Here is a 25,827-nt window from a genome sequence, read left to right as displayed (position 1 = left end):
TTATGGACGGCCGAAACCGTACTTGGCGAGAATGGCCTGGCCGGTCGAGGATTGCACGTAATCGGCAAACTTGCGGCCAGCCGCTGCTTGCGGACCGGCGGCGATCACCGCGATGGGATAGCTGACCGGCGTTTCGGTCGGCACCGTGGCTACCACCGTGACCTTGTCTTTGACGATGGCCGCATCGGTGGCATAGACGAAACCGGCGTCCACTTCACCACGCGCCACGTAGTCCAGGCACTGGCGCACCGAGGTGCCCAGGATCAGCTTCGGTTCGACAGCGGTCCACAGCTTGGCGTTTTCCAGCGCGGCCTTGGTGTAGCGGCCAACCGGCACGCTGGCCGGATTGCCGATGGTGATGCGCGCAACCGCCGGCTGCGTGACATCCGCCAGGGCCTTGACCGGGACCTTGCCGCCTTGCGGTGCGATCAGCACCAGACTGTTGCTGGCGAAGTTCTTGCGGGTGCCAGGGGCCAGCAGCTTGAGGTTGTCGGCCTTGTCCATCGCATCCTGGTCGGCGGAGGCAAACACGTCCACCGGCGCGCCCTTGCTGATCTGCTGTACCAGCGGATCGGAAGCGGCGAAGTTGAACTGCACCTTGTCGCCCGCGTGCTCCTTCTCGTACGCCGCGCCAATTTCCTTGAACGCGTTGGTCAGGCTGGCCGCGGCCGACACCGTGATGTCCGTGGCCGAAGCTGTGGCGCCAAAGGCCGCCAGAATGATCGCTACACCTGCTTTTAACATATTCTCTCCTCTGATCAAAACCGCAATAAACACAATTATATAGCGCTGGAGAAATCCGGGTACTGCCATGAGCAAGGCATTCCCAAAAAGAATAAGTCATATGGTTTTCACGTGTCTTACAGGAATGGCCGGCCCATCCCATACTGAGTTCTCACTTACTCACTCAGGAGAACATCATGACGCTCAAAGCCAAACTGGACGCCTTCAAAGCCGACTTCGAAGCAGGCAAACCACCGTACAACGTACCGTACTCGGTGATCGAAACCATGCACCGCGCCACCGCCGAACTGCGCGCCTCGGGACTCGCGGACGGCGCGCTCAAGGTCGGTGACCGCGCTCCCGCCTTCACGCTGAGCGACGCCGACGGCAACCCGGTCAGCTCGGCCGAACTGCTGAAGCAAGGCCCGCTGGTGGTCAGCTTCTACCGTGGCGTATGGTGCCCGTACTGCAACCTGGACCTGCAGGCGCTGCAAGCCGAACTGCCGCAGATGAAGGCGCTGGGCGCCAACCTGGTGGCCATCTCGCCGCAGACCGCGTCCAACAGCCGCAAATCGATGCGCCAGAACGATCTGTCGTTCCCGGTGCTGAACGACGCCGGCAACGAGGTGGCCGCCGCCTTCGGCATCCGCTACCAGATGCCGGATTACCTGATCGAACTGTACAAATCGCTGAAGAACGACCTGCCGGGCTTCAACGGCGACGACAGCTGGACCTTGCCACTGCCCGGCCGCTTCGTCATCGACACCGACGGCACCATCCTCTACGCCGAAGTCGATCCCGACTACACCAATCGTCCGGAAACCGAGCTGCTGCTGCCATCGCTGACCCGCTTCGCCGTGCCGAAGGCCGCCGACGTATCGGCGGCCAACCAGGCGATCTTCGAGCAGTTGAAAAAAGGCCTGGGCATGGTGCCCAACCTGTACGCCACGCTGGCCTACTCCGAGACCGCGCTGGGCAATTACCTGACGCTGCAAAACGGCAAAAGCTCGCTGAACGCCAAGGAACGCGAGGTCATCAACCTGGTGGTCAGCCAGGTCAATGAATGCGCATACTGCCTGGCCGCGCACACCGCGCTGGGCGGCATGGTCGGCTTCACGCCGGAGCAGATCATCGAGATCCGCAAAGGCGGCGCCGCGTTTGACGGCAAGCTGGATGCGCTGGCCAAACTGGTCAAGAGCGCGACGCTGAACCGTGGCCACGCCGAACCTGCGCTGCTGGCGGCCTTCCTGGCGGCCGGCTACAGCAAGGGACAGCTGGTCGATACGGTGATGGTCATCGGCGACAAGATCATCACCAACTACCTGCACGCGCTGACGCAGGTGCCGGTCGATTTTCCGCCGGCGCCAGCGCTGTAATGGGTCAGGCAGGCGTCAGCGACGCCTGCACGAAATCGACAAACGCGCGCGCCTTGGCGCTCGCCAGCCGGCCCGATGGATAGACTGCCCACACATCCATCGCCGGCAAGGTCCAGTCGCTCAACACCGCCTGGACCGCGCCGCTGGCGAGTTCAGGCGCGAACATCCATTCCGACGCCACCGCCAGTCCCTGATCGGACAACACGGCCGCGCGCAAGCCCTCCGCCGCCGAGACTCGCAGCCGCCCTTGCAGCGTGACCTGCTGGCGCTCCCCTTCGCGCTCGAACACCCAGGCGCCGCTGCCGCCGGCGTCCTGCACATACGGCACGGCGGCGTGGCCCGACAAATCCGCCGGCGCTTGCGGCACGCCGTGTTGCGCGAAATAGGCCGGCGTGCCCACCACCAGCCGCCGCCCTTGCGCAATGCGGCGCGCCGTCATCGACGAATCGTTCAGCGCGCCCATGCGCAGCGCCACGTCGATGCCGTGTTCCAGCAAATCGATGTGACGATCATCCAGCACCATGTCCAGCTCCAGCTCGGGATGCGCTTGCAGCCATGCGCCCAGCTTGGGCACCACGTGCAGCCGGCCGAAGGTCAGGCCGGCGCAGACGCGCAAACGGCCACGCAGGCTGGCGCCGGCGCCGCGTGTGTCGAGTTCGGTTTCGTCGGCCTGGCTGATCGTTTTGCGCGCGCCTTCATAGTAGCGATGACCGGCATCGGTCGGCGTCAGGCCGCGCGTGGTGCGCGACAGCAGCCGCGTGCCCAGCTTTGTCTCCAATTGCGCCACGGCCTTCGAAACGGCCGGCTGCCCGGTATTCAGGCGGCGTGCGGCGGCGGAGAACGAACCGGCCTCCACCACGCACACAAAAATTTCCATCAGGGTTAATCGGTCCAAGGCATTCCTCCTGGCCTCATCTTAACGGGGCATGGGATGACTGTCACCCTATTCTCCGGAGGAATGAGAGATATGGCGCAGGCCGGTCTTCCGGCATTGCTCCGGCGGCGGCACAGTGACGGTATCGACACTCACAGAGGAACCACCATGTACCAGCTTTACGCATTCGCTACGCCCAACAGCATCAAAGCCATCATCGCCCTGGAGGAACTCTGGCTGGACTACCAGCTGCACGCGGTCAATGTGCACCAGGGCGAACAGAAGACCGAAGCCTTCGCCTTGCTCAACCCGAACGCCAAGGTGCCGGTGCTGATTTCGCCCGGCGACACGCTGGTGTTGACCGAATCGGCCGCGATTCTGGTGTATCTGGCGGAGCGGCACGGCTTGTTGTTGCCGCGAGAAGGTGTGGCCCGTGCGCGCGTGTTCGAGCAGCTGTTCTTCCACGCCTCCGGTCTTGGTCCGGCATTCGGCCAGTCCGGCTATTTCCAGAAGTCCGCGCCGGAGGTCATGCCGGGGGCGATTGCGCGCTTTCACGGCGAGGCCCGGCGCACGCTTGTGCTGCTGGACCGCCTGCTGGCCACGCAAGCCTATGTATCGGGCGACAGCTATTCAATCGCCGATATCGCCCACTTCGGCTGGCTGTGGCGCCGGGAATTTGCCAATGTCGATTTCAGCGCCACGCCGCATGTCGCGCGCTGGTACGAGCAGATTGCCGCGCGGCCCGCGGTGCAGCGCGCCATTGCCCGCGCCGAGCGGCTGAAATCCTGAGCCAGGACGCCGCTGTGGTACATTCCCGGTTCGCCATTTTTTAGCAGCCGTCATGTCGCACCTGAAGTACCTCAGCGCTTATTCCGAACAAACACAACAGCAAGTCGCGCAGCTGATCGCCAAGAACCAGCTGGGCGAGGTGCTGCTCAAGCGCTACAGCAAGCCGCACGAGCTGCGCACCGACCGTGCGCTGTACCAGTATGTACAGGATTTGAAATCGGAATTCCTGCGCAACGCCGAGCCGATCAACAAGGTCGAGTACGACAGCAAGATCCACGTGATCAATCATGCGCTGGGGCTGCACACGGCGATCTCGCGCGTGCAGGGCGGCAAGCTCAAGGCCAAGCACGAGATTCGCGTGGCCACCATGTTCAAGGAGGTGCCGCTGGAATTCCTGCGCATGATCGCCGTGCACGAGCTGGCGCACATCAAGGAAAAGCAGCACGACAAGGCGTTCTACAAGCTGTGCACCTACATGGAACCGAACTACCACCAGTATGAATTCGACCTTCGGCTATACCTGACGCAGCTGGATACCGAAGGCCGGAAGTTGTGGAGCTAGTTCAGGCCCGCTTGCGGCGCGCCATCCAGCCCAGCATACCGAGACCGGCCAGCAGCATGGCCCAGGTTTGCGCCTCCGGCACGGCGGCCGTGACGTTGATGTTGTCGAACTCGTACCTCGACAGCGCCCCCTGGGTCCAGCTCAGCGACGACAGGCCGGTAAAGTTGGCGTTGAACAGGAAGGTAGTCCAGCTGCCCGTGTAGTCGAACTTCTGCACCACAGGGGTCGATGTGCCGGCCTTGGTGCCGTAGAAAGTAACCGAGCCGTCCAACGCCAGCGGCCCCTTCAACAGCTTGGCCAGGTCAATCGAGGTGACATTGAACGCGCTATGGTCCACGCTGGTCAGCGTGACCGTGGCGAGCGCCGTGGCAGCCATGGCGTAGGAATCGGCGGCCGGCCGGTAGAGGACGTTATGATCGTCCGGCACGAACAGCGAGTGAAATGGCGTTCCGACAAGCGAACTGCTCAACTCGAAGCCGTCCTCCACATAACTGGTGCCGTGGTAAACATTCACCACATTCAACGGGGACGGCAGGTTGGTGTGGCTCAGTTGTGCGACCGAGGTGGCGTCGAAGTCGATCACCGCCGCGTGGGCGGTGGCAGCACAGAGCGAGGCTGCGACGAGGGATGCTTGCAACATTGTTGTGGTTTTCAAGACATGTCTCCCAAACGTTCTGGTTAGTGTCTTGCAATTAAATCACAACAAATGTCGAATTGACAGCAAAATCAGAAACGGTTCAGCAATGCCTGTGGTTCGTTTTCCACCATCATCAGCTGGGCGTGTTGCGGCCGCACCAGCCCCTGCTCGGTGGCGTGGCGGACGAACGCCACCAGGCTGTCGTAGTAGCCGTCCACGTTCAGCAGGCCGATCGGTTTCGAATGGATGCCGAGCTGGGCCCAGGTCAGCACCTCGAACAATTCCTCCAGCGTGCCCAGGCCGCCCGGCATGGCGATGAAGCCGTCGGCCAGCTGCGCCATCATGGCCTTGCGCTCATGCATGTCCTTGACGATGAACTGGCGTGTCAGGCCGGTGTGCCCCACTTCGCGCTCCACCAGCGCGGTCGGGATCACGCCGGTGACCTCGCCGCCGAGGCGCAGCACTTCGTCGGCGATGATGCCCATCAGGCCGACGTTGCCGCCGCCGTACACCAGCGACAGATTGCGCTCGACCAGTGCTGCGGCCAGCGCGCGGGCTTCTTCTGCAAAACGGGGGGATGCGCCGGCATTGGCGCCACAGTACACACAGATCGCTTTATTTAATAACTGCGCCACTTAACTTTTCCTCTTCCAATTCTTTTTGCGCAGCGTCCTGGTCCAGCCGCTCGGTGGCGTCGCGCACGTTGCAGCAGGCGGCCTGCTCGTATAAATCCCTGGCCTGCGCCAGTTTCTTTTTCCCGTCCAGCATCATCAGCGCGCGCGCGTACTGGATGCGGGCGATCGACGAATCGGGATTGAGCGCCAGCGCCGTTTCAAACTGGCGGTAGCTCTCATCCTTCTTGACGCCGTAGGTCAGGCCGGCCAGCACGGCGCCGGCCTTGTCGATGATTTCGGCGTGGTACACGCCCAGCGCCACGTGCGCGTCGGCGCGCTGCGGCGCCAGCTGCACGGTCTTGTCGAGGCTGTGCTTGATCTTTGCGCCCAGTCCCTGCGCCAGCGCCTTCACCACCGAGATGCCCTGCGAATACTGGCCCAGCGCATATGCATGCCAGTAGTAGCCGGCCGGCTGGTCGGGCTGCTCGCGCTGCTGGCGCTCGCAGCGCTCGGCCACGCATTCAAAGGTGGCCAGCCGTTTCTTCTCGCTCGGCTCCAGATAGTTGGTGTACATGCAGATGGCCTTGTGGGCGACCGCGTAGCCGTTCACGCCCACGTCCAGTCCCAGCCGCGCGGCGCGCTCGAACTCGCCGGCGTGGAAGGCGATCCAGGCCTGCACCAGCACCGGATGGGTCGGGAACGCTTCGCGATCGCCGCCATGCAGCTGCGGCCACGCCGCCTGCAGGCTTTCCGGCGTATAGCGAAACGCCGGATCGGGGTACGGAAAAGCGGTCCACGCCATCAAATGCCTCCTTCAGTTCACTTGAGCTTCTTCAGATATTCTTCGGACAGTTTCTGGAACAGCAGCGCCGTTTCATTGCGCAGGTACGGGCCGATCTGCGACAGCACCTGGTAGCAGCCGCGCGCCAGCGCATCGGCCATCGACTGCTGCTCGCTGTACTTGCGCGGATTGCGCACGTATTCATAGGATAACCAATACGTCGCCACCACCACCATATTGGTGGCCATGGCGTCGATGGCGTTGTCGGAGGCTTCCAGCGATTTCTCGGTGCGCAGGTCTTCGCACAGCTGCTTGGCGACCTTGATCTTGTGCGCCAGGATCTGCTTGAAGTGCAGTTCCAGCTTGCGGTTGCGCGACAGCAGGTCGTTCAGGTCGCGGTAGAAGAAGCGGTAGCGCCAGATCAGTTCGAACATCAGGTGCAGGTACAGCCATACGTCTTCGATGTTTGAGCGGCGGCCGTTGGGCACGGTCAGGATGCGCTCGATCTCGGCTTCAAACTGGACGAAGATCGAGTTGACGATGTCGTCCTTGTTACGAAAATGGTAGTACAAATTCCCCGGCGAGATATTCATCTCTTCGGCGATCACGGTGGTGGTGATATTGGGCTCGCCGAACTCGTTAAACAAGCGCAAGGACAGCTCAAGGATGCGTTCGCGGGTACGGCGTGGGGCTTTTTGTAACATAGCAAGGAACCTCTGTTTATTCTCGTGCAAGCATAACACCGATGCACACAACAGAGGAACACCCGCGCACGCTTTTAGCCGCACATAGCGGCCTGATGCCGCCAGTTAGCGTGTCGCTTTCTTGGCAGCAGGCTTTTTAGCGGGCGTTTTTTTCGCGGCCGGTTTCTCTTCCTTGGCCGCCTTCTTCACAGCGGGCTTGCCGGACAACGCCGCCACCTGTTTGGTCAGCTCGTCGATACGCTGGTGCAGCGCATCGATTTCCTGGCGCGTGGGCACGCCGATCGAGCTCAGCGCGCGCAGCACGCGCTCCTCGAACAGCTGCATCGAGAAGAACTTGCCCTCCTCCTCCTGCGCCTTGGCGAACGCCGCCAGGCCAGCCTGCCAGATCTCCTGCGACGACATGCGCACGGCATCCGCCAGCTGGTCGTCGTTCTTCTTCAACTTCTTAGCCATTTCCATCCCATGAGTTCTGTTTGCCGGTATTTTATTCTATGCCGGCATGTCTAGAGAATGGTTACTAATGGCACGGCACCAGATTAAGTTTCGAGTTGGACGCTGGGCCTGGTGTTGGGATAGATCTGCTCCACCGCCGGCTCGCCCGGTCCCGGCTTTTTCATGGCGTAAGCATTGACGGGTTGCGAACGGTTGACCCACAGCGTGTAATACAAGTGATCAGCGCGCGGATCGTCGGTGTTCGGATGGATCAGGATGGTCAGGCCCAGGCTGTTCAATTGCAGCCATGGCACGATGACCTGCAACTGCTCGTTGCTGAAGCCAAAGTAGAACGACGGCGTCACATGCGGCCCGCGCGGCTCCAGGTTCCAGTTGCCCAGCTCAACCTCGAAACGCTCGGCCACCCACTTGTGCAGCAACGCGGCTTTCTGAAAGGTGTCCTCGTCAAAATAAATGTGGGCGTGGTAGCTCTTGATGTCGGTGTAGGCGCGCGGCCTGGTCGGCAAGGTTTGTTCGCCGGGACGCACGCTGCGCGGCTGGGTGGTGGCCTCTTTATAGGTTTCGTAGCCCCATGGACTCTTGCCCGCAGTCTGTGCCGCAGCGATACCTGACGCGGCAAACGCCGCCAGCAAGCCGCCGCCGCGCAGCAGCCCGCGACGCGTCGGCGACAGCAGGTCCGCCCACTCCTGATCTTCATTGCTCATGCAGTTCTCCTTTACGACTGAGCGTAAAGGCAAATCCGGCAGAGATGAACGAATGGTTTCGCAGTTCCTTATGCGTTTTTCTCAGGTGTCCTGCTCAATGCAGGCCAGCGAGTCCAGCAGCTCGCGACTGGGAAAGCTGGGCAGCCGGTAGCGCGCCGGATAGCCCTGCACGCTGTGCTGCAATTCCTTGATGTGGGAGCGCAGTTCCTCCCACGCCACCAGGCGCACGTCCGGCTCGCCGCTTTCCTCGTGGTAGCGCACCAGCGCCACCTTGTCGACCTCCGGCATCAGCGTGTCGACCTTGTCGGTCCAGACGCCATAGCTTTCGATACGGCCGGTGTCCGGCGACTGCATCAGCTTGTAGGTGGCGACAAACAGGTCGAGACTGGCCTTGTCGTTCAGCTTGTCCAGCATGTTTTTCTGCGCCTGGTAGTCTTCCAGCAGGAACAGCTTTTTCAGCTCGGCCGCCAGCTGCGCCACGTTGGCGTCGTCGGGAATGAATTCGACCGGCTTGCCGTGCTCGAAGCGGTACATCAGCGACGACACCTGCTGCCCCTCCTGCTCCGCATAGTTGCGCGCCAGCGCCAGCATGCCGATCAGCGCTTCCTTGTTGTTGGCCGATGCCACCAGCAGCTTGTGCCGCGACGGCGCCATCACCACCGGCTCGCCGCCCAGTTCCATGCGGTAGAACAGATCGGCAAACAGCAGGCGCGAACTTTCGTAGGAATCGTTCCAGGCGCCAAGGTAGATGCCCGGCGCGACCTGCTCGAAGTTGGACACCGTGATGTCGCGCAGATTGTCGATCGCCGCCGCCAGCGCCTCGTCGAACGACACGCCCCATTCCACCAGCGTGCCGCCGGTCAGCGTCTGGATCGAGCGCTCGCTGTCGCAGGCCAGCATGATCACGCTGTCGCTGCTGAACGGCGCGTGGGCGTCGAGCAGTTGCGGCCTGGCGGCGCTGTCGGACAGCACCTCCGGCAGCAGCCGCAGATATTCCAGCGTGCCGCGTCCGCGTATCAAGGGGCGCAGGCTGGCGCGCGCGGCGGCAAAGCTGGCCGGCAGCGGCGGCGCCAGCATGCTCTGGACAAAATGCGCCAGCGCCTGCGGCCGCTCCTTGCGCGGCGCGGCGCAATAGGCGCGGTAGCCATTTTCCAGGTTGACCACCTGCGCGCCGTCGCCGGTGCCCAGCAAGCGCGATTCCCCGGCGTCGTAGCGCAGTTGAGAAGGATTGCCGGCATCGGCGAAAGCCTGGATGGTCAGTTGCGCGAATTGCTCAATGCTTGGCGTGGAGCGGAAGAAATCTAAAAATCCCAATGTTACTCCTTGATGGTTTCAGTCTCGGCCACGATGGCCGCCGGGCCATGGGCCTGCGCATGCAGGCGGAAACCTTCGCGGATGTTCTCGCGCAGCACCGCGCCCTTCCACGGCTTGGTGTAGAAGCGGTCGATGGCGCCATGGTTGATGGCGGCCATGATCGGCGTCAGGTCGGCGTAGGCCGACAGCATGATGCGGAAGGTGTCCGGGCACAGGTTCTTGACCCGCTCCATGAATTCGGTCCCGCTCATCAGCGGCATGCACTGGTCGCACAGGATCACCTGCACCCGGTGCCGCGCCAGGATGTCGAAGCCCTCGGCCGCCGTCTGCGCGGTCAGGATGCGGTAGCCGTCCTGCGACAGGAAATCGGTCAGCACGTCCAGCATGAAGGCGTCGTCGTCGACGATCAGCAAGGTCTGCTGCTCGAGGATGTCGTCGTCGGCCGGCGCCTGCAGGCGGCGGCCTTCGCGCAGCATGGCCTCGAACTCGTCTTCCGGCAGCGGCCGGCTGAAGTAGTAGCCCTGCATCTCGTCGCAGTTGTGGCGCCGCAGATAGGCCAGTTGCGCCTCCTTCTCGACGCCCTCGGCGATCACGTTGAGCTTCAGGCTGTGCGCCATGTTGATGATGGCCAGCACGATGGCGGCGTCGTCCGGATTGCTGGTGACTTCGCGCACGAAGGCGATGTCGATCTTCAGCTTGTCGATCGGGAAGCGCTTCAGGTAGGCCAGCGACGAATAGCCGGTGCCGAAGTCGTCGATGGAAATCTGGATCCCCAGCGCCTTCAGGTTCTGCAGCACGGTGATGGTGTCTTCGGCGTTGGACATCAGCGAGCTTTCGGTCAGCTCCAGCTCCAGCAGCTCCGGCGCGATGTCGTGCTCGCGGATGGCCTTGAGCACCTCTTCCTCCAGGCCGCCGACGAAGAACTGGATGCCGGAGACGTTGACCGACAGGTGCACCGCGCCGGCATTGGTTTTTTGCCAGTGGGCGATCTTGCGGCAGGCCTCGTGGATCACCCAGGTGCCGACCCGCACGATCAACCCGGTCTCTTCCAGCAGCGGGATGAACAGCGCCGGCGACACCATGCCGTGGCCCGGCCGCTTCCAGCGGATCAGCACCTCGGCGCCGCTGATGCGACCGCTGCCGATGTGGACCTTGGGCTGGAAGTGCAACACGAACTCTTCGTTCTCGATGGCGCGGCGCAGCGCGTTTTCCAGGTCCAGCCGCGCCAGCGACTGCGCGTTCATCTCGGCGGTGAAGAAGCGGAAGGCGTCGCGCCCCGCTTCCTTGGCGCGGTACATGGCGGTGTCGGCGTACTGGATCAGCGTGTCCGGCTCGGCGCTGTCGTCCGGGTAGACGGCGATGCCGATGCTGGCGGTCACCGTCACCTCATGGCCCTTCAGGTCGAACGGCTGGCGCAGCGTCTCGCGGATCTTGTCGACCACGGCGATGGCGTTCTGCGCGCCTTCCGGCAGCATCAGGATGGCGGCGAACTCGTCGCCGCCAAAGCGGCCGATGGTGTCGCGCACGCGCAGGCAATCGACCAGCCGGCTGGAGAACTGCCGCAGCAGCTCGTCGCCGATGGTGTGGCCCAGCGTGTCGTTGACGTTCTTGAAGCGGTCGACGTCGAGGAACAGCACCGCCAGCGACCACTTGTGCTCCTGCGCCTGGCGCAGCGAATGCACCAGCGAATCGTAGAACTGGCTGCGGTTGGGCAAGCCGGTCAGCGTATCGAAGTGGGCCAGCTTGAGCAGGCGCTGCTCGGCCTCCTTGCGCTCGGTGATGTCGCGCGCCACCGCCACCAGGATCCAGCTGGCGCCGGAACGCAGCGTGCGGCGCTGCACTTCCACCGCCAGCGGCGCGCCGTCCTTGCATTGCAACAGCAGCTCGGTCATGGCGCCGCTCTGGTCGCCGGCCAGCAGCTTGTCGTAGAGCTCTTCCAGTTTGTGCAGGTCGCCTTCAAGCGAGCGGTTCGGGCCGACCTTGAGGAAGTCCTCGCGCTCGAAGCCCAGCATGCGGCAGGCGGTGGCGTTGACGTCGACAAAGCACATGCCGGCGCGGTCGACCAGGAAGATGGCGTCGGCGGTGGCGTCCATCGCCAGGCGGAAGCGGCGCAGGTCTTCGTCGAGGCGGATGCGGGCGTTCATGTCCAGCGTCAGCTGCGCGTGGTGGCGCTTGATTTCCTCGTACAGCAGCAGGTTTTCGTAGGCCACCGCGACCTGCGCGGCCACCGTGGCCGCGACCCGCTCGTCGACTTCCGAGAAGCCGTCGGCGCCCAGCTTGTCCACCAGGTACAGCCAGCCGTGGGTGCGGTCGCGCGAGGCGATCGGCACGCCGAGGAAGGAATGCACCGGCGGGTGGGTCGGCGGCAGGCCGATGGTGGCGGGATCGCCGTTGAGGTCGTTGATGCGGCACGGCAGGCGCTGGTCCAGCAGCCCGCGCAGCACGCCGGCGCGCGGCGTCTGGGCGATCTGCCGGGTCGGCATGCCGGCGCCGCAGCTGGCAAAGTGGCTCAACTCGGTCGCGCCCGGCTCCAGCACGCCGATGCAGGCGTATTTGGAGACGCAGATGTTCTGCGCCACGCGGCAGCCGATATCGACCAGCGCGCCGGGATCGCGCTCGGCGCCCAGCTCGATACCCAGTTCGATCAGCGCGGTCAGGCGCAGGCTCACCGCCTGCAGGCTCGACAGCGAATGCGACAGCCGCTGCGTCATGCGCGACAGGTTTTCCGGTGACGAGTCCTCGTTGTCGTTGGCGATCTGGCGGATCAGCTGGCTGCTGGACTCCAGTTCGTCCAGGTATTCGGCCACCTTGTGGTCGATATTCTGCAGGCGGCCTTCCTGCGGCGGCTCCGGCGCGAAGGCCGGCAAGGTCTCGGCCGGCTGCGCGTAGTCGGCCAGGCCCAGCGCCTCGTGCACGGTCTGCAAAATCACTTCCGGATCGGAAGGCTTCGGCAGCACCCAGCGCACGCCGCACGACTGCGCCACCGCCATCGCCTCGCGCTCGCGGTAGGTGGCGGTATAGAAGATCACCGGCACGTCGGCGGTGGCGGTGTTCTCGTGCAGGCGGGTGACGAATTCGTAGCCATCCATATTCGGCATCAGGATGTCCGAGATCACCAGGTCCGGCTTTTCCGCCAGCACCATTTTCAAGCCTTCGGCGCCGTTGGCGGCCTCCAGCAGGCGATGGCCGCCGTAACTCAGCAGCGTCATCAGGAATTCGCGGTTCAGTACATGGTCGTCCACGATCAGGATCGTGGCGGTATCGTTTTTATTCTCCGGGGACGATACGGCCCCTTGCAAGAAAGACTCGATTTGGGTGACAAAAGTGTCAGGCTCGATGGGTTTGCCGATATAGCCGTCAAAGCCGGCCTCCAGCAGCTTCTCGCGGTCGCCCACCATCGCCAGCGCGGTCACCGCCAGCGCTGGAATGTGGCTCACTTCCGGATCGGCCTTGAGGGCCGCCACCACGCCGTAACCGTCCAGCTTGGGCAGGTGGACGTCGCAAATGATCAGGTCAGGCCGCTCGCGTTTCGCCGCAGCCACACCCGCCTCGCCATCGCTGGCCGACAGCGGCGTGTAGCCAAAGGCACGCAGCAAATACACCATCAACTCCATGTTGGTGGCGTTGTCTTCTATGATCAGGATACGTGCTGACACGTTCGATCTCCCCTTCTCTCTATTCTTCCAATGGCAGGGCCAGCGTGAACACGCTGCCGACGCCATACTCGCTATCAAATAAAATCTCACCTTGCAGCAACGAGGCCAGCTTGCTGCTCAGGTGCAGGCCCAGCCCGGTGCCCTCGAACTGCCGCAGCGCCTTGCCGTCCAGCTGCGAAAACGCCTGGAACAAGGTGTCGCGCTGTTCGCTGCCGATCCCGATGCCGGTATCGCTGACGCTGATCGTGGCGCAGGGCCGTTCCCCCACCACCGAGCGCGACAGCCGCACCAGCACGGTGCCGTTGTTGGTGAACTTGATCGCGTTGTGGACCAGGTTCATCAGGATCTGCTGCACCGCCTGGCGATCGCTCGACACCGTCAGGTCTTCCGGCGGCGGATCGAACTCCAGCACCAGTCCCTTGCTGCGCGCCTGCGGCTTGAACGATGACAGGACTTCATCGATCAGCGCGCGGCAGCGCAAGGGGCCGACCTCCAGCGTGATCTTGCCCGAGTCGATGCGGGTTAAATCCAGCAAGTCATTAATCAGCGACAGCAGGTGACGGGCGCTGCTTTGCACCATGCGCAGCTGCTTGTTTTGCTCATCATTAATGGGCCCAGGCAACTTCATCAGCATAGTACCTGTAAAACCGATGATCGCGTTCAACGGCGTGCGCAATTCGTGCGACATGCCGGACAGGAAACTGTCCTTGGCCGCCACCGCTTTTGCCAGTTCGATATTTTTTTCCTGCAGCGCCAGTTCAAACCGCTTGCGTTCGCTGATGTCGCGGATCGCGCTCATCACCAGCGCGCCCTCCTCGGTGCGGATCGGGCTCAGGCTGATCTCGACCGGGAACTCGACGCCGTCGCTGCGCAGGCCGTACAGGTCGCGGCCGCTGCCCATGGCGCGCACCAGCGGCTGCACGGCAAAGCCGGCGCGGTGCTTGAGGTGGCCGTGACGAAAGCGCGCCGGCATCAGGTGTTCCAGCACCATGCCGCGCAGGGTCCCGCGCGCATAGCCGAACAGCGCCTCGGCCTGGGCGTTGGCCAGCACGATGCGGCCGGCGGCGTTGGCCATGATGATGGCGTCGGGCATGGAGTCGAGGATGCCGTCGTAGCGCGCCTCCACCAGCTTGGCGTCGCGCAGCACCTTGAGCGCGGTGACGTCCTTCTTGCTCCATAAAATGTAGTCGGGCTGGCCGGCGTCGCCGTGCACCAGCTTGCAGGAACTGTCGATGTAGACCAGCGCGCCGTCCTTGGCCTGGCGCACCGATTCGTAGCTGGCCACGCCCTGTTGCAGCGCCTGTTGCAGTACGCCGGCGCCGTCGTTGGCCATCCCCGGCGGCACGATCAGCGCGTCGAGCTGGCGGCCCACCGCTTCCTCGCTGGTGTAGCCGAACACGGCGCGCGCGCCGTTGGTCCAGCACACCACTTCGCCAGCCGGTGTGGTGATGACCACGGCGTCAGGAGTTTCATTCAGGATCAGGGTGCCGAAATCGATGGCCATCGCCTCGCCTTGTTTGCCTTGCGTACAGGACTCACCATACAGCAACGCGGCAACAACATCCTCACACAAAATCACGCGTGTGCGGCGGTCTCGATTTCCTTCAGCGCACAACGCATGATTTCCGGGTGCCGTCCCAGCGCCACATGGCCTATGGCGCCGAACACCAGATTGCGGGCGCCGGGCAAGTCGCTGGAGTCTTGCGGCGCAATGATGTTGTCATGGACAGAATAAATGGAACTGAACAACATCCGTTGCGTATTTGCCTCAGATGCAGACAAGGCATCAAGCCACGGACTGTCGCGCCGCATCTGCGCCGCGTTGCTGCCGGGTCCGAACGACGCCAGCGCCGTGCCGTGATGCGGCGTGCCGAGCGTGATGACGCGGGCGATCGGCGCATCGGCATGGCGGCGCAGGTAGGCGCGCGCCACCAGCCCGCCCATGCTGTGCGCCAGGATGATGACTTGCGCACTGCCAGTCGCCTGCCGCAGGCGCGCCACCGCCGCGTGCACCTGCGGCACGAAGTCGTCGATGGAAGCGCCCGGCGGTTCGAGGTCGATGCCGTAGTGGCTGATGCGCGCCTGCTTCAGCAGCTTGCTCATCGGTAGCCAGTAGCCGCTGTTGCAGGCGTAGCCGTGGATCAGCAGCACCGGCAGGCCCTGCGCCTGTCCCGGCGGCTGCAACTGCATGCCGACCGGCCGCAGCATGTAGTACGACGAGGTCAGCATCGAGGAGTGGAATTCGTGCCAGAACAGGTTGGCGGCGCGGAGCAGGTTCAGCGCGTGGTCCGGCGGCGTGATGCTGCCGGCGCGCCAGCTCAGGTAGAAGTTGTTGGCCGAGATCAGCAGCCGCACCAGCAGCACCGCCAGCAGGCCGCAGGCCAGGTAAAACGCCGCGGTCGCCGGTGCGTTCAGCTGCGCTTCCCAGGCCGGACGCCACCAGTAATAGAGTCCGGTCGCCAGCAACGCCATGAACGCGGCTTGCAGCACCAGCAGCAGTATCAGCAGTCGTTTGATCATGACTGCATGATACCGTGTTTCAGGCGCGCGTCGGCCGCGCCGCCGGTTGTCCGGTCAACTGCTGCGCCAGCCCGCTGGCCAGGCGCGCGACGATGCCGTAGATCGACAGCTGCGGATTGGCGCCGATCGAGGTCGGGAACAGCGAACCGTCGTGCACTGACAGATTCGTCAGGCCGTGGTAGCGGCCACGGGAGCTGGTCACGCCGAGGCGTTCGTCGTCCGACATGGCGCAGCCGCCCATCACGTGCGCCGACACCACCCTGGTTTGCAGCAGCTTGTACGGCAGCGCGCCGATGCCGGCCTGCGCCTGCGTCCAGCTGCTGTAGGCTTCGCCGCGCTCGTGCACTGGCGTCACGGTTTTGGCGCCGGCGGCGAACTGGATCTCGGCCATGGTCAGCAGCGCGCGGCGCGCGCCGTCCCAGATGAAGTCGCTGACCGGATAATCCAGCACCGGCGCGCCGTCGACCAGCGCCACGCTGCCGCCGGGCGCATCGTCGTGGAAGCCGTCGCGCAGCAGCGCCAGCAGCGCGTGCACGTGCGGGAACTGCTGCATCACCGCCGCATGCTGCGCGCCGAAGCCCTGCATGGTGGTCGAGAACAGCAGCGGATGCAGCGGCGGCGCTTCCAGCTTGTAGCCCATGGGGCCGTCGATGCGTTCGGTGTGCAGGAAGTGGTCCGAGTAGACAGTCTGCGGCGCGCCGGCGTAGCCGTCCACGCGCTGCTCGAACACGCCGGCCGAGATCACCGTCGGATGCAAAAAGGTGCGCTTGCCCAGCAGCCCGCGCGGATCGGGCGCGGCCGAGCGCAGCAGCAAGGCCGGCGTGTTGATGGCGCCGCCGGCCAGCACAAAGTGTTTGGCGCGCAGCGTGAGGCGGCGGCCGGTCGCGGCCAGACCATCGACGCCAAGCGCCACGCATTCCAGCGCGGTAACGCGGTCCTGGGCGATCACCAGCTTGTCCGCGCGGGCATGCGTCAGCAGGCTGGCGCCGTGCCGCAGGGCCGACGGAATGGTGGTGACCAGCATCGACTGCTTGGCGTTGGTCGGACACCCCATGCCGCAGTAGCCGAGGTTCCAGCAGCCGTTGACGTTGCGGCGTATGAGGCCGGTCGATATGTTGAGCTTGCTTGCGCCGCGCCGCAGCAGGTCGTTGTTCTCATTCGGCGGTGCCTGCCAGTCGCTGATGTTGAGGCGTTCCTCCATCATGCCGAACCACGGCGCCAGCGTCTCCGGCGTGTAATCGGCAAGGCCGTAATGCCGGTTCCAGTGGCGCAGCGTGATGTCCGGCGTGCGGAAGCTGCTGGTCCAGTTGACGGTGGTGCTGCCGCCGACCGTGCGGCCCTGCAGGATGGTGATGCCCTTGTCCCTGGTCTTGCGCGCGGCGGATTCCTGGTACAGCGTGGGATAGGCGTCGGCCTCGCGCATCTTGAAGTCCTTCGAGGATTTCAGCGCGCCCTCCTCCACGATGATGACTTTCAGGCCGGACAGCGCCAGAATCTCGGCCGTGACGCCGCCGCCGGCACCGCTGCCGACGATGACCACGTCGGCTTCCAGCGTCTGGTCAGCCTGCAACCGCGCGCAGTCGGTGACGTGCCAGCCGGCGGCCAGGCCGGCCTGGATCGGATCGGGAATGACGCTCATGCCAGCTCCTTCAGCGGTCCCGGATAGCCGATCGCCGCCCAGGTCGACGGATCGGCATACCAGGCGCCGATCACCAGGTCGTGCAGCGCTTGATAGGCGATTTGCAGCGTCTGCAGGCGATGCAGGCGCCAGTTGCCGAGAAAGGCCGCGACCTGGTTCGGATCGGCCTGCTCCCAGCCGCCGGCCACACCGGCCAGCAGGCGTCGCGCCGGCCCCAGCGCCAGCAGCCCGAACAGATCCTGCACTTCCTTCTGCGTGGCCAGCGGCAGGCCGCGCACGGCGGCGGTCACGCGCTGGCTGGCGGCGGCCAGCGCGGCGGCGCGGGCGCCGGCTTCGTCCGGCAGTACCGGACCCAGCAATGCGGGAATGACGGCGGTCAGCACCGCCTGTGCGCCGCCCTCAAGGGCGAAGCGTTGCGGCGACGCCGGCGGCGTGACGAGGCGATAGACGGCGCCACCGGCTGCGAGCGTGCACGCGCCGATGACGCCGATCTTCAGAAAAGATCTGCGGGATGATGGCATTGTCTCCGTCCATTTTTATGGTTTTGCGGCTAGTGTAACTTGCAAAACTAGAGGACGCAGTCTAGTCGGCAAGGTGCGCGGCCACCACGGCCGGCAGATAGCCGTCGCAGAATTCCGCCGGCATGCGGCGCGCGCGGCCGCTGCTGATCTCGATGCACACCAGTTGCCAGCGCCCGCGCAGCACGGTGGCGCCATCGCTGGCGCGCAGCAGCTGGAAGCGGCGCTCCATGTTGAGCTTGCCGTCTGTGCTGTACAGCCAGGTGCCGAGGACCAGCGCTTCGCCGGCGGCGGTGGGCAGCAGGTAGTCGTATTCGGAACGGCGGATCGCCATCGCGCGGTCGAGCCGGCGATAGTCGGCCAGGCTCAGGCCCAGCGCCTCGGAATGCGCCCAGCCGGCCTTTTCGCACCACTGCACATAGACCGCGTTGTTGGTGTGGTCCAGCCCGTCGATATCGGCGGCGGACGGCGACAGTTCCAGCGTGAACGGCTGCGGGTGATCCCAGTTCATTGGCCGCCCTTGCCGTCGCGGCCCGTCATGTGGCGGGCGATGCCGCGCAGGATGTTGACCTCTTCCTTTTCCAGCTGGGCGCGGGCGAACAGACGCTTCAGGCGCGGCATCAGCTTGCGCGGATTGGCGGCGTCGAGGAAGCCGATGGTCACCAGCGCCTGCTCCAGGTGGGTGAACATGCCCTCGATCTGCTCGATGCTGGCGGCCTCGCCGTGGAAGCCGACCTCGCTGGCGTCGCCGACCGGCAGGCGCGGCGTGTGGGTGACGCCGGCGCCTTCCAGCACCGCCATGCGGCATTCGTAGGCCAGCACCTGGGCCGCCTGCGACAGGTTCAGCGACGAGTATTCCGGATTGGCGGGGATGTTGATCAGCACATTGCACTTCTCGACCAGCTCGTTCGGCAGGCCGAAGCGCTCGTTGCCGAAGATCAGCGCGGCGCGCAACTCCGGCTGCGCCGTCAGCTGTCCGGCGAACTGGCGCGGCGACAGCACCGGCGGCGAGAACTCGCGCAGCCGGGCCGACACGGCGGCGGCGAAGTTGATCCCTTCCAGCGCCTCGGCCATGCTGCCGACCACGCGCGCGCCAGCCAGGATGTCCTGTGCGCCGCTGGCGAACGCCACCGCTTCCGGATCTTGCAACGCGTGCTCGAAGCGCGGCGTGACCAGCACCAGGTCGCTATAGCCCATGGTCTTCATGGCGCGCGCCACCGCCCCAATGTTGCCGGCGCGGCTGGTCTCGACCAGGATGAATCGCAGGTGCTTGAACTGATTGGCGTTGATAGGCGGCTGGTTCATTGAAATAGGAAATCGTGAAAGCAACGAATTTTACCCCGTCGCCCGCCATTCGACGCAATCTCTTGTGTCTATTGCATCAGGCAAGTAAAGTAGCAGGTTAACGATGAGCTTATGGCATCTGATTAAGTCGCGCGAGGGGATGGCAATGTTAAGAATCTGGGCGTTTAGTTTAGGGCTGCTGCTGTGCGGGGCCGCGCTTGCCATACCTCTGGATCGCAAAATCTTCCAGCTTCAGCATCAGACCTGGACCGCCAAGGACGGCGCTCCGGCGTCCATCGCGACGATAGACCAGACCGATGACGGCTACCTCTGGCTCGGCACAGACGCCGGACTGTATCGTTTTGACGGCGCGCATTTCGAGTTGTACGAGCCGCGACAGGGCAAGATCTCCCAGGGACTCGTGTATTTCATCAAGGCGCAGCCCGGCGTTGGCTTGTGGGTCGGCTGGGGTATCGCCGGCATCAGCCTGATCCGCGATGGCGTCATTACCAATTATGGCGTCAATGACGGCGTGCCCGAAGGCAGCTGGTGGGGCTTCGATTTTGATCCGCAAGGCGGCGTATGGGCCGCCGGCGTTCGTGGGCTGCTGCATTTCGATGGAAAAAAATGGCGGCAAATTGGCGAGCAGGACGGCTTCACCGCGCGCAAGGCCTCGGCCATTTTTATCGATCAACAAGGCACGGTCGGCGCCTTCAGCGAGCAAGGATTGTTTTTAAAGGCGGCCGGCAGCCGGGTGTTTGCCAAGCCGCTGGGCCATACCGACGTTCGCCAGCCGCCGCAACTGGGCGCGGACGGCCGCATTTACTTCCTGGAGGAGTCCAGCATCCGCATCATCGACGGGCTGGCCCGGTATGAACAACCCGACCATGCGCCCATCTTCAAAGGCCCGCGTGGCGAAGCGCAAAGCATGCTGATCGACCGCTCCGGCAGTTTTTGGTACTCGACCCACAGCGGTCTGCGCCGTACCGACCCCGACCACCCTGACAGTCCGGAGCCATTTGATAAAAAGGACGGACTCACCGCCGACATCATCAATTGTTTTTTTGAAGACCGGGAAGGCAATATCTGGCTGGCGACCAGGGACGGCCTGGACCGTTTTCGCCAGACCGATGTCAACAAGGTCAAGCCGTCCCTCGATTCCTACCAAATCGACCAGGTCAAATTGCTTGCTGGCAGTGGCACGGCGATGACGATGGCGTCCTCGAAGTTCGGCGGCGGCTGGATCGCAATGGAGCCGGACGGCGCGGTGCAAAATACCGATTGGCTAAAGCGCCACCAGGCACTCCCGACGCAATCCTTGACACGGGGACGCGATGGAACGGTGCTTGTCGCCGCCGCGGACGCCTTGTACCGGATTGCCGCCAACAATTCCGAGGAAAGGATTGCATGGCCCGCCGACATGGGCCCGGTTCACCGTGTCTATACCATCGCCCAGGATGGCGACGGTGCGCCGTGGATCGCCGTTGTGGGCAATGGCGTATTCCAGTATAAGGACGGACGGTGGCAACGCAATGCCGGCCTGCCCAAGGAAGGCAAGCAGACGCCGATGTGCATACTGGCCGACAGCCACGGACGGCTGTGGTTCGGCTATTCCGACAATACGATAGCGTTGCTGGAGAACGGGAAAATATCCCTGCTCACCACTGCTCAAGGCCTGGACCTGGGCCGTGTGTCGGTTATTCACGAGGCGGACGGACAAGTCATCGCGGGCGGCGAACGCGGCCTCGCGGTCTATCGCAATCAACGGTTTGAAGCCTGGAAAATAAATGCGAAGCTGCTGATCAATGTCGCTGCGATCGTCCACTCCAGCGCCGGAGACTTATGGATCAACTCCACGGCGGGCACGGTCAGGATCAGATCGGCGTTGGCGAGTTGGCGCCAGGGGCTGCCGATCGCTCCTTCGCAAATTCGCGTTCTGGACGGGGTTGACGGACGGGTTGGTGTCGCCAGCTTGTTGGGCAGGTTTTCATTGGCAGAGGCGGGCGACGGCAGAATCTGGATCGCGGACAACGGCGGCGTTTCATGGATCGATCCGCAACAAGTTCTCAAAGTGCCGATGCCGCCACCGGTCACCATCGAGTCGCTGACCGCCGGCAACCAGTATTTCAGGTTACCGCTGGACACGACCCTGGCGCCCAACTCGCGCGACATCCAGCTCAATTACTCCAGCCCGGTCCTTGGAACGCCCGAACGCATGCGCTTCAAGTATCGGCTGGACGGCTATGATACGGAATGGCATGAGGCGGGAGCGCGCCGTCAAGCCTTCTATACGGGCGTGTCACCCGGACGCTATCACTTTCGCGTCATCGCCTCCAACGGCGGCGAACGTTGGACGGAGGAAGGGCCGGGACTGCATTTCACTGTGACGCCAGCGTACTACCAGACGATCTGGTTCAAGGCCTTGCTGCTGGGGTTGGCCGCCTGCCTGCTGTGGCTGGCCTTCCAGCTGCGGCTGCGGCACAATGCCAAAACGTTCAAGGCGCAACTGGAAGCGCGGCACGGCGAGCGCGAGCGGATCGCGCGCGAACTGCATGACACGCTGCTTCAAGGCATGCACGCCCTGATCCTCGACGTCGACAACGCGGCGAACCGGCTGTCGCTGGATGAACCCGGCCGTAAAAGGTTCGATCACCTGCTTGAACAGGCCGAAGCCGTGCTCGCCGAGGGCCGCGAGCAGGTGCTCGACTTGCGCGGGACCGACTTCCACGGCAGCGGGACATTCGCGCTGATCCAGCGCGACGGCGCCTCGCTGATCAAGGAAACGGGCTTGCAATTTGTCTGCCGCGAACTGGGCAAAAAGCGGGATCTGCAACCGGCGTCGGGCCATGAAATGTATCGCATCGCCATGGAATCCATTATCAACACGGTCAAGCATGCGCACGCGAAAAATCTTGCGGTCACGGTGCGCTACACCTATTTCGCGCTGCACCTGGAAATCAGCGACGACGGCATCGGCATTCCGCCGGAGGCGTTGGCGCAAGGAGGAACACCAGGCCATTTCGGCCTGCCCGGCTTGTATGAGCGCGCTGCGCGGCTGCACGCCGATCTGCACATAGCATCGAAGCATGCGTTCGGCACCGTGGTCAGGCTGCGTGTGCCGGCGCAACTCGCTTATGTCCGAAAATCCTGGCTGCCGTCATTCATGCGTCGGCATTGAGGCTTGCACTCAACTCATATTGGCGGCTTTGACCATGCACTTCGACAGCTTGTCGAAATACTTCAGGGCCTCGTTGGTCAGCTCGACCTGCTTGCGCCGTGTGTCCTCGGTGTCGGCCAGCACCAGCCAGCCTTTTTCCCGCATGGAGGTCAGGCGGCTGTGCACCGTGGCCGGCGCGCCCAGCTCCTTCTTGCCCATCATGTCGCGCACCGACAGGCGCTGCTCTTCCTGGCTGGCGCGGGCGACGATCGCCAGGATGCGTTCCTCCAGCGGATCGAGCGGCGGCAGCGATGGCAGGCCGCGCAAGGCGTCAGCCATCTGCAGGAAGCGCATGTAGATATCGGCGGGTCGTTTAGGAGCGGTCATGGACAAATTTTAGCACGCGTCTTGCCGCGTTACGCCGGGCGCGGCAGCCGTGACAGCAGCCACTTCGCGGTGTACAGCACGATCAGGGTGCCGGCCAGGTCGCCGATGAACATGACCAGCAAACCCGGCAGCAGGTTGGCCTCGCCGTGAATGGCGAACCACAGGTGGTGCAGCAAGGGACTGGCGACCGAGCATCCCAGCGCGCAGATCAGCAGCTTGCGCGGCGTCAGGTTGCTCAGCGAAGAACGCAGTCCGAGCCGGGATTGCGCCAGCAGGTAGATCAGGTAGGGCCCCAGGGCGCCGGCGATGGTGCCGCTGGTGGCGCGCAGGGCGTCGCCGGGAAAATAGTACCAGTAGCAGGCGGCCCAGCCGGAAATCAGCAACCCCAGCGCGCCGGCCTCGCCGAACATCAGCGTGCACAGCAGGCGTGTGCCGGCCGGCAGGTAAATCCAGCCGATGCCCTGCAAGAACTCGGTGCGGCGAAAGAATAGCTCATTGACAAGCATCATCGCACCATGCAGCAGGATGGTTGCCGCCACCATGTAGCAATGCATGCGGAACGGCGATGGCGGCGCCTTCATGCGCCTGCGCGGCCGCCCGGGCCCGGAAAAAATCGCAGATGTTTGAAAAGATTCGTGTTGATTTGCGGCAGGTTCATTTAAAATAGCGCAATCGCGCGGTATCGATACGGAAATTCAAGCAGAATTTTACCTGTTGCCACCGCCCCGCTCTTTGTCATTTTGTCTCCTGTCGTGCCGCCGGGTTGGAATCCTCCCGGCGGGCGTTAGCATTTTTATACGGAAAAGCCCATGCAATCTCCAATGATTAACACGGCCGTGAAGGCCGCTCGCCGCGCCGCCGCCGTCATCAACCGCGCCTCCTTCGACCTCGACCGCGTCATCGTGACCGAGAAGAACCACAAGGACTTCGTCACCGACGTCGACCAGGCCGCCGAACAAGCCATCATCGAAGTGCTGTCGAAAGCCTACCCGGACCACGCCTTCCTGGCCGAAGAGTCCGGCGCATCGAAAAACGCCCACGACGAGACCGAATTCACCTGGATCATCGACCCGCTCGATGGCACCACCAACTTCATGCACGGCTTCCCGCAATACTCGATCTCGATCGCGCTGGCCCAGCGCGGCGTGGTCCAGCAAGCCGTCATCTACGACCCGGTCCGCAACGACCTGTTCACCGCCACCAAGGGCGCCGGCGCCTACCTGAATGAAAAGCGTATCCGCGTCGGCAAGCTCGACCGTATCGCCAACGCCCTGCTGGGCACCGGCTACCAGACCGGCAGCCCGGCCGCACTGAAGGAATACCTGGAAATGTACGGCGTCATGGCCGAACGCAGCCAGGGCGTCCGCCGCGCCGGCAGCGCCGCGCTGGACCTGGCCTATGTGGCCGCCGGCCGCCTGGACGGTTTCTACGAAAAAGGCCTGAAACCTTGGGACATCGCCGCCGGCTCGCTGCTGGTGACCGAAGCGGGCGGCATCGTCGGCGAGTTCAGCGGTGAATCGGATTACCTGTTCAAAGGCGACATCATCGCCGGCAGCCCAAAGGTGTTTGCCCAGATGGTTGGCCTGCTCACTCCCTACGCATAAGCAAGCTTTAACAGTTTGTTACAAAAAAAAGGCCCTGTGGCCGTAAGGCGGCCTTGGCCGTCTTAGCACACAGGGCCTTTTTTATTTCCATAGCGAAACATCTAGCGCACTTAGCTGTTATACTGAAAGCTGCGGCCTACGCCCAGTCCTGTACCGCAACGCTAAGAACAACCGATCTCCTGCGACTGACGCCTTGAGTGGCGACAGGCAGATCTTTATGTAAAGTCAATATGTCCTTTTCCTCCCTCGGTTTGTCCGACGCCCTCGTCCGCGCTGTAACCGACACCGGTTACACCACGCCTACCCCAATCCAGCAGCAGGCGATCCCTGCTGTGCTGAACGGCGGCGACCTGTTGGCAGGCGCGCAAACCGGCACCGGCAAGACGGCAGGCTTCACGCTGCCACTGCTGCACCGTCTGTCCACCGACGCGGTCGGCGCCAAGCTGACCAGCAATAACTCGCCGCGCGCCATCCGTGCCCTGATCCTGACCCCGACCCGCGAACTGGCGGCCCAGGTCGAGGAAAGCGTGCGCATCTACGGCAAGTACACCAAGCTCAATTCCGCCGTGATCTTCGGCGGCGTCGGCATCAACCCGCAGATCAAGCAGCTGAAACACGGCGTCGACATCCTGGTGGCGACGCCGGGCCGCCTGCTGGACCACATGGACCAGGGCACCGTCGATCTGTCGAAGATCGAAATCCTGGTGCTGGACGAAGCCGACCGCATGCTCGACATGGGCTTCATCCGCGACATCCGCAAAGTGCTGGCCAAGCTGCCGCCGAAGCGCCAGAACCTGCTGTTCTCGGCCACCTTCTCGGACGAAATCAAGGCGCTGGCCGACGGCCTGCTGGACAAGCCGGCCACCATCGAAGTGGCGCGCCGCAACTCGACCGTGGAAATCATCGCCCAGAAGATCCATCCGGTCGACCGCGACAAGAAACACCCGCTGCTGGCCTACCTGATCAAGGCCAACAACTGGAGCCAGGTGCTGGTGTTCACCCGCACCAAGCACGGCGCCAACAAGCTGGTCGAACAGCTGGAAAAAGACGGCATCGGCGCCATGGCGATCCACGGCAACAAGAGCCAGTCGGCGCGTACCCGCGCGTTGAGCGAGTTCAAGGATGGCAGCCTGCAAGTGCTGGTGGCCACCGACATCGCCGCGCGCGGCATCGACATCGACCAGCTGCCGCACGTGGTCAACTACGATTTGCCGAACGTGCCGGAAGACTATGTGCACCGGATCGGCCGTACCGGCCGCGCCGGCGCCACCGGCGAAGCGGTGTCGCTGGTCTGCGTGGACGAGCATGACATGTTGAAAGACATCGAAAAGCTCATCAAGCAGACCCTGCCGCGTGAAGTGGTGGCCGGTTTCGAACCGGACCCGACCGCGCGTGCGCAACCGATCCAGCTGCGCAGCGGCGGCCCTGGCCATCGCAACGGCGGTGGCGGCAATCGCGGTGGCGGCGCGCCACGCAAGCCGGGCACTGGCGGCGGCAACGGCGGCGGCAACAAGCCACGCTCGGCCGGCGG

Annotated in this window: 24 protein-coding genes and 1 pseudogene; 7 read left to right on the top strand and 18 right to left on the bottom strand. The window is 63.7% G+C overall.

Annotation, left to right across the window (positions count from 1 at the left end):
* The gene (gene modA, locus GJ695_RS21505; protein WP_154368345.1) at positions 1 to 744 is read right to left on the bottom strand and encodes a molybdate ABC transporter substrate-binding protein; all 744 of its coding nucleotides are present in this window, start codon (positions 742 to 744) and stop codon (positions 1 to 3) included.
* A 176-nt stretch (positions 745 to 920) separates the two neighbouring features.
* Between modA and GJ695_RS29850 the strand changes: the two are divergent.
* A pseudogene (locus tag GJ695_RS29850) lies at positions 921 to 1,574 on the top strand (peroxiredoxin-like family protein); the annotation flags it as partial.
* A gap of 75 nt (positions 1,575 to 1,649) precedes the next feature.
* Positions 1,650 to 2,099, top strand: a complete 450-nt coding sequence (locus GJ695_RS29845) for a carboxymuconolactone decarboxylase family protein (protein WP_208023400.1) — start codon at positions 1,650 to 1,652, stop codon at positions 2,097 to 2,099.
* Between the two features lie 4 nt (positions 2,100 to 2,103).
* On the opposite strand, the gene GJ695_RS21495 is transcribed toward GJ695_RS29845, so the two are convergent.
* Positions 2,104 to 2,994, bottom strand: coding sequence for a LysR family transcriptional regulator (locus GJ695_RS21495; RefSeq protein ID WP_154368341.1), 891 nt, complete (start codon positions 2,992 to 2,994; stop codon positions 2,104 to 2,106).
* Positions 2,995 to 3,141: 147 nt separating this feature from the next.
* On the opposite strand from GJ695_RS21495, the gene GJ695_RS21490 reads away from it, so the two are divergent.
* Together GJ695_RS21490 and GJ695_RS21485 are read left to right on the top strand one after the other, a co-directional pair.
* A complete protein-coding gene (locus GJ695_RS21490; RefSeq protein WP_154368339.1) occupies positions 3,142 to 3,762 on the top strand; it encodes a glutathione S-transferase family protein in 621 nt (206 codons plus the stop codon).
* Positions 3,763 to 3,814: 52 nt separating this feature from the next.
* Positions 3,815 to 4,324, top strand: a complete 510-nt coding sequence (locus tag GJ695_RS21485; protein ID WP_154368337.1) for a M48 family metallopeptidase — start codon at positions 3,815 to 3,817, stop codon at positions 4,322 to 4,324.
* Position 4,325: 1 nt separating this feature from the next.
* Here the strand turns inward: GJ695_RS21485 and GJ695_RS29840 are convergent, their stop codons facing one another.
* The 14 genes from GJ695_RS29840 to GJ695_RS21415 form a co-directional block, all read right to left on the bottom strand.
* Positions 4,326 to 4,979, bottom strand: a complete 654-nt coding sequence (locus GJ695_RS29840) for a PEP-CTERM sorting domain-containing protein (RefSeq protein ID WP_229260460.1) — start codon at positions 4,977 to 4,979, stop codon at positions 4,326 to 4,328.
* Between the two features lie 71 nt (positions 4,980 to 5,050).
* Complete coding sequence (locus GJ695_RS21475; RefSeq protein WP_371866586.1) at positions 5,051 to 5,596, bottom strand: LOG family protein; 546 nt, start codon at positions 5,594 to 5,596, stop codon at positions 5,051 to 5,053.
* Positions 5,577 to 6,377: a tetratricopeptide repeat protein gene (locus GJ695_RS21470; protein WP_154368336.1), complete on the bottom strand. Its 801-nt coding sequence runs from the start codon at positions 6,375 to 6,377 to the stop codon at positions 5,577 to 5,579. Before GJ695_RS21470 ends, GJ695_RS21475 begins: the two co-directional genes overlap by 20 nt.
* A 17-nt stretch (positions 6,378 to 6,394) precedes the next feature.
* The gene (locus tag GJ695_RS21465; RefSeq protein ID WP_154358367.1) at positions 6,395 to 7,060 is read right to left on the bottom strand and encodes a TetR/AcrR family transcriptional regulator; all 666 of its coding nucleotides are present in this window, start codon (positions 7,058 to 7,060) and stop codon (positions 6,395 to 6,397) included.
* A gap of 105 nt (positions 7,061 to 7,165) precedes the next feature.
* Positions 7,166 to 7,513, bottom strand: a complete 348-nt coding sequence (locus GJ695_RS21460) for a phasin family protein (protein ID WP_154358366.1) — start codon at positions 7,511 to 7,513, stop codon at positions 7,166 to 7,168.
* 83 nt (positions 7,514 to 7,596) lie between these two features.
* The gene (locus GJ695_RS21455; protein WP_154368334.1) at positions 7,597 to 8,217 is read right to left on the bottom strand and encodes a DOPA 4,5-dioxygenase family protein; all 621 of its coding nucleotides are present in this window, start codon (positions 8,215 to 8,217) and stop codon (positions 7,597 to 7,599) included.
* Positions 8,218 to 8,298: 81 nt separating this feature from the next.
* Entirely contained in the window at positions 8,299 to 9,531 is a 1,233-nt protein-coding gene (locus GJ695_RS21450; RefSeq protein WP_154368332.1) for a DUF1444 domain-containing protein, read from the bottom strand.
* A gap of 2 nt (positions 9,532 to 9,533) precedes the next feature.
* Positions 9,534 to 13,187: an EAL domain-containing protein gene (locus GJ695_RS21445; RefSeq protein ID WP_166455156.1), complete on the bottom strand. Its 3,654-nt coding sequence runs from the start codon at positions 13,185 to 13,187 to the stop codon at positions 9,534 to 9,536.
* 19 nt (positions 13,188 to 13,206) lie between these two features.
* The gene (locus GJ695_RS21440) at positions 13,207 to 14,691 is read right to left on the bottom strand and encodes a PAS domain-containing sensor histidine kinase (RefSeq protein ID WP_154368330.1); all 1,485 of its coding nucleotides are present in this window, start codon (positions 14,689 to 14,691) and stop codon (positions 13,207 to 13,209) included.
* 71 nt (positions 14,692 to 14,762) lie between these two features.
* A complete protein-coding gene (locus GJ695_RS21435; protein ID WP_154368328.1) occupies positions 14,763 to 15,707 on the bottom strand; it encodes an esterase/lipase family protein in 945 nt (314 codons plus the stop codon).
* A gap of 19 nt (positions 15,708 to 15,726) precedes the next feature.
* Entirely contained in the window at positions 15,727 to 17,346 is a 1,620-nt protein-coding gene (locus GJ695_RS21430; protein ID WP_154368326.1) for a GMC family oxidoreductase, read from the bottom strand.
* Complete coding sequence (locus GJ695_RS21425; protein ID WP_154368325.1) at positions 17,343 to 17,867, bottom strand: hypothetical protein; 525 nt, start codon at positions 17,865 to 17,867, stop codon at positions 17,343 to 17,345. Before GJ695_RS21425 ends, GJ695_RS21430 begins: the two co-directional genes overlap by 4 nt.
* Positions 17,868 to 17,928: 61 nt before the next feature.
* A complete protein-coding gene (locus GJ695_RS21420; RefSeq protein WP_154368323.1) occupies positions 17,929 to 18,375 on the bottom strand; it encodes an acyl-CoA thioesterase in 447 nt (148 codons plus the stop codon).
* Positions 18,372 to 19,169 (bottom strand): RNA methyltransferase, encoded by a 798-nt coding sequence (locus GJ695_RS21415; protein WP_154368321.1) that lies wholly within the window; start codon positions 19,167 to 19,169, stop codon positions 18,372 to 18,374. The genes GJ695_RS21420 and GJ695_RS21415 overlap by 4 nt, the downstream gene beginning before the upstream one ends.
* A gap of 103 nt (positions 19,170 to 19,272) precedes the next feature.
* On the opposite strand from GJ695_RS21415, the gene GJ695_RS21410 reads away from it, so the two are divergent.
* On the top strand, positions 19,273 to 22,326 hold the full coding sequence (locus GJ695_RS21410; protein ID WP_154368319.1) for a sensor histidine kinase: 3,054 nt from the start codon (positions 19,273 to 19,275) through the stop codon (positions 22,324 to 22,326).
* A 9-nt stretch (positions 22,327 to 22,335) separates the two neighbouring features.
* Here GJ695_RS21410 and GJ695_RS21405 read toward each other — a convergent pair whose 3' ends face one another.
* Complete coding sequence (locus GJ695_RS21405; protein ID WP_154368318.1) at positions 22,336 to 22,692, bottom strand: winged helix-turn-helix domain-containing protein; 357 nt, start codon at positions 22,690 to 22,692, stop codon at positions 22,336 to 22,338.
* Positions 22,693 to 22,721: 29 nt separating this feature from the next.
* Positions 22,722 to 23,273: a hypothetical protein gene (locus tag GJ695_RS21400; protein WP_229260461.1), complete on the bottom strand. Its 552-nt coding sequence runs from the start codon at positions 23,271 to 23,273 to the stop codon at positions 22,722 to 22,724.
* Between the two features lie 240 nt (positions 23,274 to 23,513).
* Here GJ695_RS21400 and GJ695_RS21395 point away from each other — a divergent pair, with 240 nt between their 5' ends.
* Positions 23,514 to 24,296 carry an inositol monophosphatase family protein gene (locus tag GJ695_RS21395; protein WP_154368469.1) on the top strand — a complete coding sequence of 261 codons (783 nt, stop codon included), beginning with the start codon at positions 23,514 to 23,516 and terminating at the stop codon, positions 24,294 to 24,296.
* A gap of 230 nt (positions 24,297 to 24,526) precedes the next feature.
* On the top strand, positions 24,527 to 25,827 hold a 1,301-nt coding region (locus tag GJ695_RS21390), incomplete at its 3' end, for a DEAD/DEAH box helicase (RefSeq protein ID WP_154368316.1).

It is taken from the genome of Duganella alba (assembly GCF_009674495.1).
In the GTDB taxonomy this organism is placed as follows: Bacteria; Pseudomonadota; Gammaproteobacteria; order Burkholderiales; family Burkholderiaceae_D; genus Rugamonas; species Rugamonas alba.
The sequence above is the reverse complement of the archived record's forward strand: the minus strand, read 5'-3'. Positions and strand labels throughout refer to the sequence as shown.

Coding starts and splice junctions, on each gene's coding strand:
- modA (WP_154368345.1), bottom strand. CDS start 744: ATGTTAAAAGCAGGTGTAGCGATCATTCTGGCGGCCTTTGGCGCCACA.
- GJ695_RS29845 (WP_208023400.1), top strand. CDS start 1,650: ATGGTGCCCAACCTGTACGCCACGCTGGCCTACTCCGAGACCGCGCTG.
- GJ695_RS21490 (WP_154368339.1), top strand. CDS start 3,142: ATGTACCAGCTTTACGCATTCGCTACGCCCAACAGCATCAAAGCCATC.
- GJ695_RS21485 (WP_154368337.1), top strand. CDS start 3,815: ATGTCGCACCTGAAGTACCTCAGCGCTTATTCCGAACAAACACAACAG.
- GJ695_RS21470 (WP_154368336.1), bottom strand. CDS start 6,377: ATGGCGTGGACCGCTTTTCCGTACCCCGATCCGGCGTTTCGCTATACG.
- GJ695_RS21465 (WP_154358367.1), bottom strand. CDS start 7,060: ATGTTACAAAAAGCCCCACGCCGTACCCGCGAACGCATCCTTGAGCTG.
- GJ695_RS21460 (WP_154358366.1), bottom strand. CDS start 7,513: ATGGCTAAGAAGTTGAAGAAGAACGACGACCAGCTGGCGGATGCCGTG.
- GJ695_RS21455 (WP_154368334.1), bottom strand. CDS start 8,217: ATGAGCAATGAAGATCAGGAGTGGGCGGACCTGCTGTCGCCGACGCGT.
- GJ695_RS21440 (WP_154368330.1), bottom strand. CDS start 14,691: ATGGCCATCGATTTCGGCACCCTGATCCTGAATGAAACTCCTGACGCC.
- GJ695_RS21435 (WP_154368328.1), bottom strand. CDS start 15,707: ATGATCAAACGACTGCTGATACTGCTGCTGGTGCTGCAAGCCGCGTTC.
- GJ695_RS21430 (WP_154368326.1), bottom strand. CDS start 17,346: ATGAGCGTCATTCCCGATCCGATCCAGGCCGGCCTGGCCGCCGGCTGG.
- GJ695_RS21425 (WP_154368325.1), bottom strand. CDS start 17,867: ATGCCATCATCCCGCAGATCTTTTCTGAAGATCGGCGTCATCGGCGCG.
- GJ695_RS21420 (WP_154368323.1), bottom strand. CDS start 18,375: ATGAACTGGGATCACCCGCAGCCGTTCACGCTGGAACTGTCGCCGTCC.
- GJ695_RS21415 (WP_154368321.1), bottom strand. CDS start 19,169: ATGAACCAGCCGCCTATCAACGCCAATCAGTTCAAGCACCTGCGATTC.
- GJ695_RS21410 (WP_154368319.1), top strand. CDS start 19,273: ATGAGCTTATGGCATCTGATTAAGTCGCGCGAGGGGATGGCAATGTTA.
- GJ695_RS21405 (WP_154368318.1), bottom strand. CDS start 22,692: ATGACCGCTCCTAAACGACCCGCCGATATCTACATGCGCTTCCTGCAG.
- GJ695_RS21400 (WP_229260461.1), bottom strand. CDS start 23,273: ATGAAGGCGCCGCCATCGCCGTTCCGCATGCATTGCTACATGGTGGCG.
- GJ695_RS21395 (WP_154368469.1), top strand. CDS start 23,514: ATGATTAACACGGCCGTGAAGGCCGCTCGCCGCGCCGCCGCCGTCATC.